Source organism: uncultured Algoriphagus sp. (genome assembly GCF_963974835.1).
Lineage (GTDB): Bacteria > Bacteroidota > Bacteroidia > Cytophagales > Cyclobacteriaceae > Algoriphagus.
Window position 1 is genome coordinate 68,135 of sequence record NZ_CAXBET010000012.1, and the last position, 13,399, is coordinate 81,533.

Annotated in this window: 12 protein-coding genes; 5 read left to right on the plus strand and 7 right to left on the minus strand. The window is 39.0% G+C overall.

The genetic code is table 11. From position 1 onward, the window contains the following. Positions 1 to 71 precede the first annotated feature (71 nt). The gene (locus AACZ73_RS18695; protein ID WP_339880239.1) at positions 72 to 1,271 is read right to left on the minus strand and encodes a ChbG/HpnK family deacetylase; all 1,200 of its coding nucleotides are present in this window, start codon (positions 1,269 to 1,271) and stop codon (positions 72 to 74) included. Next, positions 1,271 to 2,431, minus strand: coding sequence for a hypothetical protein (locus tag AACZ73_RS18700; RefSeq protein ID WP_339880240.1), 1,161 nt, complete (start codon positions 2,429 to 2,431; stop codon positions 1,271 to 1,273). The genes AACZ73_RS18695 and AACZ73_RS18700 overlap by 1 nt, the downstream gene beginning before the upstream one ends. Before the next feature lie 283 nt (positions 2,432 to 2,714). Here AACZ73_RS18700 and AACZ73_RS18705 point away from each other — a divergent pair, with 283 nt between their 5' ends. Then, positions 2,715 to 3,836: a hypothetical protein gene (locus AACZ73_RS18705; protein WP_339880241.1), complete on the plus strand. Its 1,122-nt coding sequence runs from the start codon at positions 2,715 to 2,717 to the stop codon at positions 3,834 to 3,836. Further along, a complete protein-coding gene (locus AACZ73_RS18710) occupies positions 3,836 to 4,945 on the plus strand; it encodes an Ig-like domain-containing protein (RefSeq protein ID WP_339880243.1) in 1,110 nt (369 codons plus the stop codon). Before AACZ73_RS18705 ends, AACZ73_RS18710 begins: the two co-directional genes overlap by 1 nt. A gap of 11 nt (positions 4,946 to 4,956) precedes the next feature. Here AACZ73_RS18710 and AACZ73_RS18715 read toward each other — a convergent pair whose 3' ends face one another. The 3 genes from AACZ73_RS18715 to AACZ73_RS18725 all read right to left on the minus strand — a co-directional run bounded on the left by AACZ73_RS18715 (position 4,957) and on the right by AACZ73_RS18725 (position 7,282). Next, positions 4,957 to 6,489, minus strand: coding sequence for an acetylxylan esterase (locus AACZ73_RS18715; RefSeq protein WP_339880244.1), 1,533 nt, complete (start codon positions 6,487 to 6,489; stop codon positions 4,957 to 4,959). A gap of 28 nt (positions 6,490 to 6,517) precedes the next feature. Next, a complete protein-coding gene (locus tag AACZ73_RS18720; protein WP_339880246.1) occupies positions 6,518 to 6,673 on the minus strand; it encodes a hypothetical protein in 156 nt (51 codons plus the stop codon). 132 nt (positions 6,674 to 6,805) lie between these two features. Beyond that, positions 6,806 to 7,282 (minus strand): hypothetical protein, encoded by a 477-nt coding sequence (locus tag AACZ73_RS18725; RefSeq protein WP_339880247.1) that lies wholly within the window; start codon positions 7,280 to 7,282, stop codon positions 6,806 to 6,808. A 345-nt stretch (positions 7,283 to 7,627) separates the two neighbouring features. Between AACZ73_RS18725 and AACZ73_RS18730 the strand changes: the two genes are divergently transcribed. Both AACZ73_RS18730 and AACZ73_RS18735 read left to right on the plus strand, forming a co-directional pair. Next, positions 7,628 to 8,734, plus strand: coding sequence for an XdhC/CoxI family protein (locus tag AACZ73_RS18730; RefSeq protein ID WP_339880249.1), 1,107 nt, complete (start codon positions 7,628 to 7,630; stop codon positions 8,732 to 8,734). 6 nt (positions 8,735 to 8,740) lie between these two features. After that, complete coding sequence (locus tag AACZ73_RS18735) at positions 8,741 to 9,322, plus strand: nucleotidyltransferase family protein (protein WP_339880251.1); 582 nt, start codon at positions 8,741 to 8,743, stop codon at positions 9,320 to 9,322. A gap of 69 nt (positions 9,323 to 9,391) precedes the next feature. Here the strand turns inward: AACZ73_RS18735 and AACZ73_RS18740 are convergent, their stop codons facing one another. Further along, the gene (locus AACZ73_RS18740) at positions 9,392 to 10,528 is read right to left on the minus strand and encodes a cysteine desulfurase family protein (protein WP_339880253.1); all 1,137 of its coding nucleotides are present in this window, start codon (positions 10,526 to 10,528) and stop codon (positions 9,392 to 9,394) included. Between the two features lie 251 nt (positions 10,529 to 10,779). Here AACZ73_RS18740 and AACZ73_RS18745 point away from each other — a divergent pair, with 251 nt between their 5' ends. Further along, a complete protein-coding gene (locus AACZ73_RS18745; RefSeq protein WP_339880255.1) occupies positions 10,780 to 11,124 on the plus strand; it encodes a hypothetical protein in 345 nt (114 codons plus the stop codon). 108 nt (positions 11,125 to 11,232) lie between these two features. On the opposite strand, the gene AACZ73_RS18750 is transcribed toward AACZ73_RS18745, so the two are convergent. Beyond that, positions 11,233 to 13,398, minus strand: a complete 2,166-nt coding sequence (locus AACZ73_RS18750) for a molybdopterin cofactor-binding domain-containing protein (protein ID WP_339880256.1) — start codon at positions 13,396 to 13,398, stop codon at positions 11,233 to 11,235. Position 13,399 lies beyond the last annotated feature (1 nt).

Genomic DNA, 13,399 nt, shown 5'->3' on the forward strand with positions numbered 1-13,399 from the left:
GTTAAAGAATTCGATGTTTTTAGACCTGCTGATAGTAAACATTACTTTCTTCCTAAATTTAGAAGTCGTTTTTAGCATCTATTTTGCAAGCTCAGCCATGGATCAGAATTCCAAAATGTCTTTTTTTGTAATGAAAGATACTCGGCTACTCTCCCATCAAAGTATTTGATTTCAATTCCTGGGTAAGTTTCTTTCAGAGGTTTATAGGCTTGTACAAAATCCCTTTGGCTTCTAAAGCCTGATTTTATGAGGTGAATAACGATCTCCCTTCTTGAGTCTTTGCTTATTAAAAAATCTTTCAGCCATTCATTCAGAGATTTTTGTTTTTTGGAAACGATCTCTTCATAGCATGTAATTCCAAACGGTGGTATAGGCCCATAATGATCCACTATCGTATGTTCTGCTCCTTCTGAAGTAAAAGGACCAAAGCTACTCTCCCAACTATTCATTTTCTTAATGGAAGGAAGATCTACATTCATGAGCGCAATAGTATCGTACCAGAATCTCTTCGAGCTTGGTAAAAAACGATGGTTGCGGAGTGGTATTCCCTTTTCCCGAGACCAATTCTGCATAAAACTAAACAGCGGATGATTGAAGGTCAGCACATCATGATGCGAAGTCAAGTGGTCAGGTTCCCTTCCAAACACCCGCTTAAACTTTTCATATTGCGCCAAAAATTCCATCTTAACTTGTTCTACGTAGTCTGGCTTTTCAAAATTTCTATCAAATTTTCTGAAATCCAGAAAGTTATGTTGCGAGTCTACCAGAAGCCAAACTCTAGACCAATCCGATAGAGGTTGGCCGGAAGTAATGGTGAAATGAAGGCCGATGTGTGTGGTTTTGTACAGAGAATTCTCAGCATGTGGGTTTGGGTAATCCTTTAGCTTTTGACAAAAATTCTTTAAATATTCCTCTTCTTTATCATCCGGACGATTGACAAGCACAGCTATTGAATTTATCCAACCTTCTCTAAGTGCTATTTGAGCTCCGTAATCTATCTCATCCACGATGCCAATATCATCTGCAGTCACCAAGATTTTTTTATCGATCACCGGTACTTCTGAAGTAGTATAAATCGCCTTACTCCAAACAAAACAATGGTTGGTCAGTACATACCAGATATTGGAATCTAAGTATTCTTCTCCAACTATTGCATGAGATATTTCCACTTCCGAGCCAGGCAAAAGCACTTTTGATTTTGGAGCATTTACAGATGGGCTATCCATCCTCACGTTGACATACAGACTTACTATTCCCTTGAAAGTTTCCATCACCCAACAGCTTTAGTATTGGTTTCTACTTGACCTGATGGATCTGTTGATTTTCCGGAGGAAATTGGAATCCTAACCGTATTGCGTACCTGCATCATTTTGTTTAGCAGATCAAACCAGAATGGAGCTCCAAGGGAAATAGCGAAGGCAGTAATCAACCAACCTAGCAAAGTCCAAGGAGTAAATTTGGCTTCTTTGCTTACTCCCAATACGTAGTTATACTGATCCATTTCTGAATTCAATGAATCTATATAAGCCTTCTGCACACTAAAAGAAGTATTTGTAAGTCCGTCAACATTATCCGACATAAAGGTTTTGCCTCCTTCCACTAGCATATTTCTCATTTCTTCATTTTTCACCAGTTCTGTAGTCAAACCAATTGAATCAACATTAAAAAGTCCAGCTATAATAAACCCAATGATAAATGTCAGGAATGTCAGTTTTCTCTTATACCAACCTGCAATTCTATCCATCTGATCATCATACCAGTTTTCGATAAGAGTTTTGAATTTCTCCTTGTCATTTGCAGCCTGTTGCCATAGGTTTTTTAGTTGATATTTTGTCTCAGTACCTATAGAAAGCCCCTGAATCTCCCAAGGATGTTCCTTATTGGTTCTTTGAAAAAGTTCCTGCTTTAAAAAATCCAGCTTTTCGGTCAATCTCTCCACCTCTTCATTTTCTGATTCTGTAGCTTGGGTGAGTTCATTCAATTCCAATTCTAAATTTCGTATTTCAGAAGCCAGTTTGCTGGAATCATATTCTGGAATTATCCCAAGTGTCGCGGATATATTATGAATATCATCCAGGTAAGCTCCCTTTCTCAATAAATCAATTAGCGTGCTTCCAAACCTATCTTTAGCGATGTAGGAAGGTTTTGAATTGATGCCCTTACTGCCGAGATATTTGATGGAAGGGTGTCTATAAAAGGCCTTTGTAAGAGGATTGATGGTTTTTACCCAAAAAAGATTGAGGATAGTGTGATTCAAATAATTCGACTGCTGGTCGTCTGCCAAAAGTCTATCAATTCCAGTAATCAGGTTTTTGGATCTGGAACCGAAATATGAAGTAATCGTCTCAATGATAGTCATAGCAAAAAGACTATACAGAAGATAAAGGAAAACTAGACTGATAAAAACGTCTAAAACTGCTAAGCCTGTCATAGAAGGTTGTATTAAAAATTTTAGGAAAAAGTATTATAAACAAAGCATTTTCAATTTAATTCTTTCCAAAACAAATACCATATAACTAATTGTTTTTCAACATTATTACATTGAAAATAGAAGGTTAATTAGTTATTGTTTTAGAATTAACTCTTTTGAGAAAAAAGGTTGAGTCATTAATAATTTAAATCAATACCATTCAAAAAAGTACGTTTTGAATCCTGTTTTAAATTTTATAAATTCCTTACTTACAATAAGATAAATCCATAAACCTGTACATATAATGAAAAAGTCCATTTTACTAGTTAGTATAAGTCTTTTGATGGTAATCGTTGCCGCCTGGACTTTTAGAAATGATGAGCAACTCTACAATCTCAAAGTGGGAACTCCAGAGATTAAGTCTATAACTTCTCTTGCGTTTGGCCCAGAGGGAATTTTATTTATTGGTGATTCGAAAAGCGCTTCAGTTTTCGCAGTAAATACAAAAGACAATGAATCAACATCCGAAGCCGCTGAAATAAACATAGAAGGAATAGATATCAAACTAGCTTCCATGTTGGGTACTACTACCGAGAATATTTCAATTTTGGATCTTGCTGTCAATCCTGTTTCCAAGAAAGTTTATCTTTCCGTCGAAGCTGCAGATGGTTCACCTGTACTATTATCGATTGTGGGAGATAAAATATCTCCTGTTTCTTTGAAGGATGTTGGGTATTCAACTGTTTTATTGAACAATTCTCCAGCTGAAGATGCTAAGGATAACAGAGGTCGTTCATTGCGGATATCTTCAATTTCAGATTTGGGATATTCAGATGGAAAGTTGTTTGTAAGCGGCCTTTCCAATCAGGAATTCAGTTCAACATTTAGAAGTATTCCTTTCCCTTTTACAAAAACTCAAGATCAAGCATCATTAGAAATATTCCATGCTGCACATGGTAGATACGAAACCACATCTCCGATTAAAACTTTTACTACAGCGGAAATTAACGGTCAAGAGTATCTAATCGCCAGCTATACGTGTACTCCGCTTGTGCTTTTTCCGCTGGATGAATTGAAGTCAGGAAAACATATAAAAGGAAGAACAATTGCAGAAATGGGCAGCGGAAATCAACCATTGGATCTGGTTAGTATGGAAAAGGATGGTAAATCATACTTGGTAATGTCTAACTCCAATCGCCCGGTTTTTTTGGTAGACTATCAGGATATCGAAAATTTTGAAGGGTCGCTAACCGAACCAGTGACAGAAAGTTATGCTACCGAAGGAGTAGATTTCGTTTCCATGCCCCTGACCAATGTTCAGCAGTTGGATAAAATGGAAGATGGAAAAATGGTAATGCTTCAGAGAAAATCCAATGGTTCTTTAGATCTATGGTCAACTAAAGAAGCAGCTTATTTGCCTAGATAATGAATTCATTCGCTTATAGAAAAGGGCTGTACATATCGTATGGTCCTATTTTTTGCTTTTTAATTCTGATTTTCTCCTGCAGTAAAAAAACGAATGAAGAGATCTCAGTCATTTGGGAAAATGATCGTGCCATTGGAATCTCTATACCTCTGGATTTGCTAAATGAAAGTGGTGACTATGAAAGTCACATAATCGTTAGCTTAACTGGTGAGGATGATTTAACGGCAATTCTTGGAGAGTTTATTACTGAGCATGATTATTTGATTTTTAAACCTTTAATTCCGTTAACGCAAGGTTTGAGATATGAAATTTTTGAAAGTGAGCAAAAAATTGGTGAGGTTATCATTCCTTATTCCAAAGAAGAAGCTCCTTCCCTACTTAAAATCTACCCAACGCAGGATACCGTACCAGAAAACTTATTGAAGCTGTTTTTGAAATTCTCCAAGCCCATGCGCTCTGGAAAATCTATTGAGCATTTTACTTTGGTGAAAGGAGAAAATGACACAATTTCTTCAGTGTTTCTGGATCTTCAACCCGAGCTTTGGAACGAAGATCAAACGATGCTAACTGTGTGGCTTGACCCAGGAAGAATCAAACGTGACTTGATTCCCAACTTGGAAATGGGCGCCCCACTTGATCAATTTGAGCAATACAGCCTTATTATTTCAGATAATTGGAAGGATCAAAATGGAATCAATCTATCTAGTTCAGTCATCAAAAGCTTTTACGTAATCAATAGAGACAGTATTTCCCCCAGACCCGAAAATTGGTCTGTCACCACACCAGAAGCACAGACAAAAGATTTTCTTTATATAGATTTTTCAGAAGAGCTCGATTATAGTTTGTTAGGTGAGGTATTTGAAATCAAGGATAGTCTGGGAAAGGAGGTTTCCGGAAAATGGCAGGTTGGTGACTTTGAAAAAAGCATAAAGTTTTCTTCCGAATTAGCCTGGGAAAAAGGGATTTACCAACTACAAATAGAAAATAGGCTGGAAGATTTAGCAGGAAATAATATCAATCGATTATTCGAAACTGATATTATCTCCAATTCAAGTTCATCCCGAACTGAACCTGAAGTTTACAGCTACATTACATTCTCCATAGATTAAAAGCATTTAGCTTACTTTTCAAATTCCAGAACTCGATTAGCCCAAGAAATAAAGTGTTGCATATTCGGTCCGTCTGTATGCCCGCCATCATGCTGTCTCCAAGCCAAATCTCCTTCCAGCATATCCGTGTTGTAGGGAGGCATTTCTTCTTTCATGTAGTCATTAGACACGCCGAGATCTTTTGCTCCCAAAAGTTTATAAGCCACTCCGGCAGCAATCACCGCCATATAACTTCCTTTCTGGTCCAGCCATTTTGCATCGCCTTTTTCTGGAATTCCATAACTCACAAAAACAGGTCGTGGTGCACAAAGCGCCAACATATCGTGGGAGTCTACACTGAGGTCACAGCCATCCATTCTACCAAATTCAGATTCCTCAGCACCATACTTCATGTAGTTACCTGCCATCCAATAGTTTTCACCACCTGTGAGGCTTTCCACTGCTTCGCCAAATACACGTCTGTGTAAAGTAGTTCCTCCTTTTCCGGAAGATCCGATCAGCGCCGTGGCAAATCGAGGTTCAAAAGCCATAGTTACTAAAGCTGCTTTACCGTATCTGGAAACACCTTCGATACCCACTTTTTTTGCATCTACCAAGGAATCGGTTTCCAAGAAATCCAAAGCTCTGGCAGCGCCCCAAGCCCATGCCCGAAGTGCTCCCCAATCTTGAGGAGACCGGGGTTGCCCCTTGTTCACCAAGCCGATTATTCCTCTAGTGATTCCAGCATGATTATCAGCCTGAATACTGCTTGGATCAATGGTTACATATCCCCAGCCTGCATCCAAAAGTTGTTCTGTGGAAGGGGAATCTCCATTCGTTGGCGGGGCAAAGAAATTCGGGGCAGGAAGTCGGGTTACAGGAGTATAAGCCGGGTATTTATCAAAAAGAGCTTTTAAGGAGGTGTCATTTTTGATCATCATCTCTTTAAAAGAATTATTCAAGGTCTCCATATCTTCTCCATTTGGTTGGGCTGGTGCCGGAAAAGAAGGTCGACCAAACATCATTAAAACAGGGACAGGTCCTTTAGCATTTGCAGGAACTACTAGGATCATGTTAATATCCACAGTGATTAAAGGATATTCACTATTGTCCACGTGACCAATGATTTGCTTTGCTATCACGGGAGTTCTGGCAACGAATTCCCGATCAGTGATCTTCACTTCCCAATTTACATCCGGAATATTATCTGGCAACTTACCATATACCTCACGCTCCAAAGCTTCAACTAATTCCGGTCTTCTGGTTGTCCACCACATTTCTTCCGAAGTGATCTTTTGCCCAGCATTAGTTGTTAGGATGTCTGGCAGTTCTGGACAGGGATTAGCTTTGGATTCATCATAATTTGCAGCATTTGGAGCAGATTCATTTCCACTTGGGCCAGGTCTAAGAACTTTGATTCCCAGTTGCTCCTGCATATTTGCATGGTCCTGCTCGTTTGTGAAAGTGACTGGTTTTGGATATTTACTAGTGTCTATTTTGGAAGTTTGGGCAATCGCAATGCTTCCAATTCCCAGCATTAACGAAATTAAAAGCGTCTTCTTCATCATAGGTTTGGGTTAATCGAGAGTTTTATTATTGTTGGGTTTTCACATGCTGGGCTGGATCAACCATCGTTGTTATCCAGATAATATCTTTATTTTCAGCTAAGTAATCCAGTAATTGCTGGTGCGCCTCAAGAGAAACATTGAGATTGTGCTCGCCTCCTACTCCGTGAAATAGAAAGGCCACTTCGGTCTTCGGTCATCGGTCTTCCAACCTGATAAGCAAAGAATCTAAGGTGACTGGCGTCATTGCGGATAATCATATTTGATAAAATCTTTTTCGAAAGAAACAATTTTAAATTCATCGAGAGAAAATCTATCAAATGGTCAACTCTTCAACTCTGCCTTCATAGTCAAATTGCAAATCCTCGTGCAAGCCTGAGATCAGTTTAACAGCTTTTGCTAACTGCATTTGATAGATATTATCCAACACCTGATTTCTATGCCGTAAAAAACCATACTCCTTGAGTTTCTCACAGAAAAACAGCAAAACTTCTATTTGATCTGTTTTTACTTTACTCAGTTTAAGTAATTTATTCATTTTTCTGCGAAGCTTTTGAGCTGACTTTTTCGCATAGTAGGAATGGTCACCTCTCGCAGTTTGAAAACCAATTTCCAGCTCTTCCTGAACCATTTCAACATAGAGTTGTGGTTGATCTTTTTCGTTAAGCTTAAAAAATAAATAAGACTTGTTGTCCCTACTGAATTTGCTAAGATCTGCCACCAGTGCGATCAGTTCCTTCTCATTGAGATAGCTGAGTTCTTTTTTGAGTTGGGTTAGACTTGGGATTTTCATTAATAAATGAGATTAAAAGAATGTTTTGGATTAAAAGCTTATTGCACAAAGCTCACGTTAGAAGCTCAGCAGAAAGATAGTATATTCTAAAAATATCCTATTGATACATTTTCTGCTTCATTCACCAGTTATTGATTAGTCCACTTACATCTTCTAATAAAACGAAAGGTCAATTCTAGATTGGTGAAAAGTAAATCCCGAAAGAGAAATACCTAGGGAGAATACTTTGAATAGGTGTTTTCCCAACTAATTTCTTACAATTATCAAACCTTTGCTCCCGTTCATATTTATTCTATTGATATTGAAAATTCAGTAGCTTAATTTAAAGCTTTCAGATTTTCATTTATGAAGGAATTTCAAGCCATTATTAAGGCTTATGAGCAATTCAAAGAGTCCGACAAAAGAACTGCTTTGGCAACAGTCGTTCAGGTAGACGGATCAGCTTACCGAAGGCCGGGGGCTAGAATGTTGGTTTCCGAAGATGGAGAATTGACTGGTGCTATATCAGGAGGATGCCTGGAAGGTGATGCGCTACGCAAAGCCCAAACGGTGATTTTCCAGCAAAAATCAATGCTGGTCACTTACGATACTACCGACGAAGACGATCAGAAATTCGGCGTAGGATTAGGCTGCAATGGAATTATTCATGTATTGATAGAACCAATTGATTATCAAAAAACTATAAATCCAATTGAACTGCTTAAAATCGCTTTAAGTGAAAGGATTTTTTGCCAATTGATTACGGTATTTTCCGTAAAATATTCTAAACAGGAGCAGATTGGAACAAGGGTTCTGGTAAAGGAAAACAAAGTGTTTGGAGATAAAGAAAAGATTGAAGAATCATTTTGGAAACAGATTCAGGGCGAATTAATTAAAGCTGATCCAAACCAGCACATCATCAAAAAATACGAAGAATTTGATGATGCACAGGTATTTATAGAATCAATAAAACCTGTGATCAGAATTTTGCTTTTTGGAGCTGGAAATGACACGATACCTTTGGCAAAAATGGCCAATATTTTAGGCTTAGAATTAATACTGATCGATGGCAGGAAGAATCTTGCTACTGCTCAACGATTTCCAACAGCTATAAAAATTATCACTGGTGCAGGTAATGAAGTAGTGAATCAATTGGAAACCGATAGAAACACTGCGGCTCTTATGATGACCCACAATTTTGAATATGAGGCTTTGGCTTTGGAAGGTTTACTAAAGCTGGATTTGCCTTACTTGGGTATATTGGGACCCAAGAAAAAGTCGGAAAAATTAATGGAGAGATTGGCTAAGAAGGGAATAGCTGTCAATCAATCTACTATCTATTCCCCAATGGGTTTGGATATAGGCGCTGAAGGATCGGAAGAGATTGCATTGTCCATTTTGGCAGAGGTGAAAGCGGTATTGGCAAAAAAACAAGGTACCTTTCTCCGAAATAAAACAGGCCCCATACATTAAAAAGAAATGAAGACAGGAATAATCATACTTGCAGCAGGAGAATCAAGTAGACTTGGATACCCAAAACAAATAGCAAAATACAAAGAAAAGACTCTGCTTCAACTTGCTATAGATTCTGCAAATGATGCCAACGTGGATAAGCGAGTTTTGGTATTGGGTGCTAACCGTGACGAAATCAAGAAGACTTTTCTTGGAGCTAGCATACCAAATATTCCTAATCCACACTACCAAAAAGGCATGTCTTCCAGTATAAAAGTTGGATTGGAATACATGCTCAAAATCGATAAACCTGATCAGGTGATTATTATGCTGTGTGATCAGCCCTTCGTTGATGCGAAGATTCTTAATAAGTTGATTGCTACTCAGAAGAAAGAATCAAAGGGAATTATCGCCTGCTCGTATTCAAAGACTGTAGGTGTACCTATACTTTTTGGCAGTGCTTATTTCAAAGAATTGATGGCGCTCACTGGCGATGAAGGTGCAAAAAATATTGTCTTAGCCCATGAGGATGACCTAGCGACTGTCGCTTTCCCGAAGGGTAAAGTAGATATAGATACTGAGGAGGATCTGAGAGACTTGAACCTTTGAGGTTCTCCGTTGTAAGTTTAAAATTCGAAGATTATTCGGAAATAGTTTAAGTTCCCGCTCAACATTTTTTTACCTCAACTCCTCCACAACTGTCTCCACCCAGGCCACAGCATCTAATACATCTTGTTCTTCAGTATTCCTTCCTAAGCTAAAACGGATTGAAGCTCTTCCAAGGTCCGAGTCCAAGCCCATTGCTTGGAGTACATGGGAAGGCTTTGGGGAAATGCTCGTGCAAGCAGATCCGGAACTTACAGCCACTTTCTGACAAACCTTTGGTACCAGATCTTCTCCTTCCACTCCTGCAAAAGAAATATTAGTGACATGGGAAAGGCGATTCTGACTTCCATTCAAAAAAGTGCCGGGCAATTTTAAAATATTGGTTTCCAGTAAATCGCGAAGCTCTCCCAATCGCTTTGATTCGCTTTCCATTTCTTCGATCCTCATTTCGGCAGCTTTTCCAAAACCTACTATTGCCGGCACATTCAGTGTCCCACTGCGGAAACCTTTTTCGTGACCACCGCCATGAATTTGAGCGAGAGGTTTGGGAAGAGTATGATTATGACGAATGTACAGCGCTGCTATTCCTTTTGGGCCATAGAATTTATGAGCTGAGACGGCCATTAAATGAATTCCAGAGACAGAGACAGGGATTTTTCCCGCTGCCTGTACGGCATCACAGAAAAAGATGATATTATTCTCTTCTGCTATCGCTGTAATTTCTTCTATAGGATGGATAATTCCAGTCTCATTATTTGCCCACATCAGGCAAATCATTTTGGTATATGGAAGAATGCTCGATTTTAGCTCTTCAATACTGATATGTCCCTCATTATCAACAGGTAAATAGGTCACCTCTGCACCACTTTCCTCAAGAAATTTCATGAGATCCAAAACAGCTTTATGCTCGGTCTGGCAAGTGATGTAGTGTTGTTTTTCTTCCTGATACAAATCAAAAGTTCCTTTTATCCCTAAGTTGATTGCTTCAGTAGCTCCCGAAGTAAAAATGATTTCTTTGGATTGTGCTCCTATCAAATTTGCAATTTGCTCTCTTGCAATCTCCACCGCATTTTCAGCTATCCATCCGAAGGCGTGTGAATTGCTGGCGGCATTACCAAAGTGCTCTCCAAACCAGGGAATCATTGCTTCAATTACTTCTTTGGCGCAAGGCGAAGTGGCGTTGTAATCGAGGTAAATTGGGTAATTCATAGATGCAAAATAAGAAAAATTCTATGTAGAGGAATTACTTATTTGAAATGAGTGATAGTTTCCAAAAACATAGAAAGTTTAAATTTGAATAATTAAATATTAGTTTAATCAGATAAGTTTCCGCGAACTTAAATCATAACATATTTAGCTTCATGCAATTGGATTTCGAGTTCAACAGGACTGACCGGGCTTTATCGAATCTTTCAAATCCATCTATAAAGAAGTCTGAAAAGATTACTTTAAATTCAACCATGCAAGAAACTTGGACATTCAGCCTTCCCCACTCCAACAAACCTACTATAGATGAGCTAAAAGTGCTTTTAGCTGAAAAACAAAAGGAATTGGGGATCTTCCTCTCCTACTATTTTAAGAAAGAAGGTGCTCTAGCAGAGAAAGTTAATTTAGGTTCCGAGATTCATTTTAAGGATCAAAGTTCTGGCGAATTTACCCTTGAGTTTGATCTTATTCATTTTAATGCTTGTCTTGCTATTAATGAGCAAAAGCGAGATCAAATGAAGATAACATTTCTCATTGAAGGATCAGAACTTACACTCAAAGGTCCTTATTGGCCGGAAAGAGAAATGGATGAAATTTAAACGTTAGTATTAATTACAGAAAAAGCACTTCCATAAATAGGTGGAAGTGCTTTTTTGGTTCTCGAATCTGTTTCCTTGATTCTTATTTATAAAAATCTAACGTCTAAATCACGCTCGTTTTATACCTAAATTCAGATCAGAAAATTCATTTTGCTCAATGAAAGGCTGGCTTCTTAACCTTCTATCTGTAGCACTGAAAATTGCATTTGCTATTGCACCTCCAGTCGGTGGCAAGCATGGCTCACCTAGCCCAGTTGGGTCAAAACCGCTATCCACATAATATGTATCTACGGCTGGCACTTCCTTCATCCGGATCAGACGATATTTATCGAAGTTGGTTTGTGTAGGAAGTCCTCCCTCGAAAGTTAGATTTCCATACATGGCGTGACCCATTCCGTCCACTACTCCACCACGGACTTGGTGGTTTGCACCAGTTGGGTTTACGACCATTCCGCAGTCAGTAATTACATGAATCTTTTTAAGAGATGGTGTGCCGTTTTCCATCTCAATATCAGCAACTTGTGCTACGTAAGTCCTATGAGAGAAATAGACGGAAAATCCTTGTTTTACATTTGGATTCTTATTCCAATTCGACTTTTCAGCAGCCATTTTCGTTACTCCAATCATTCTATCCACATCATACTGAAGCTCTCCTCCTACGGGATTTGATTTGGCTTTTTCAAATAATTCCAATCTAAAGTCAATTGGATCTTTTTTGGCGGCAAAAGCTACCTCATCCAAAAAGGATTGTTCTGCATACGCAAGAAAATTAGTAATGGGAGCACGCCAAGCGTTGGTAGTAATCGAAGACTCGTAGTTTACATTTTCAATAAGTAGATTGTCAACGGCGCCAGCTGGAAAATTATTTTCCCTTGTACTGTTTCCAGCATTCATACCTACGCCTCGAAGTTTATAACCAGTCATATTGCCATCCGCATCAAGGGCTGCTTCAAATTTGTATCTGACTGCAGGTCGATAAGCACCTCCGGTTAGATCATCTTCCCTACTCCAGGTCAGTTTTACTGGAGCATTCATCATTTTGGAAACGTGAACTGCCTCAGCCACATAATCAGCACTAAGCCTTCTTCCGAAACCTCCTCCCAATCTTGTAATTTCCACTGATATATTTTCAGGGGCAACTCCAGTAACCTCTGCTGCTGTACTTCTTGCCCTTTCCGGAGTCTGTGTTGGACCAATTAATTCTACTGAACCTTCCTTGACATGAGCAAAGAAATTCATAGGTTCCATTGGGGAATGTGAAAGAAACGGACATTGGTATTCTGCTGTTACTACTTGGGCGGCGTTTTTGAAAGCCGCATTGACATTGCCATCTTCCCGCTTAATTTCTGGTTTGCCATTAGCCAATAAGTCCTTGAAAATCTGATTGTGATCAGCAGAGCTCTCCACTTTTCCATCTAGTTCGTATTCGACTTTTAGCAGCTTTTTAGCTTTTATCAGAGGCCAAGTGGAAGTCCCTACTACTGCTACAGAATTTTCAAAGGTGACGACATCTTTTACCCCAGCGACTTTTCTTGTAGCAGAATCATCTATTGATTTGATTTTCATTCCAAATGGCGCCCGCTGAATCATCGCATGAAGCATACCTTCTCTATAGAAGTCCAATCCAAAAAGTGGCTCACCAGTGAAAATCGAATTATTCTCAACGTTTTTAACTGGAGTTCCAATAATTTTAAAATCCTTCTTGTCCTTTAAGGTTATTTCTTCAGGAGCTGTCAACAAAGCTGCATCATTTGCCACTTCCTCATAACCAATTTTCTTACCACTGGCTTTGTGGTAAATTATTCCTTGAGATGTATTCAACTCATCGGCAGAAACTTCCCATTTCTTTGCAGCAGCTGCGACCAGTAGATATTTAGCTGTTGCTCCGGCTTTGCGAAGCCGCTCCCAAGAGTGAGGCATGGCGCCAGATCCACCAGTCAACTGTCTTTCAAATTTCTCTGTGTCAAGATTAGCCTGAAGAACTCGAACTTTGCTCCAATCAGCATCCAGTTCTTCTGCAACGACCATCGGAAATGATGTTTTAATATTCTGTCCTAATTCAGGATTAGGGGAATAAATCACAATATCTCCAGAGGGTGCTATACTTAAAAATGCATTGAAATTCTTGGCATTTGCCAGTACTTCTTCATTGCTGAGCACTTCCATCTTTGGCGAATCACAGCTCATCCAGTTGAAGCCAATAAACAAGCCTCCTGCCGTAGTTCCGGCTATTTTCAGAAAGTCTCTTCTGTTAGTTTTTGTTAGTGTAGCCATG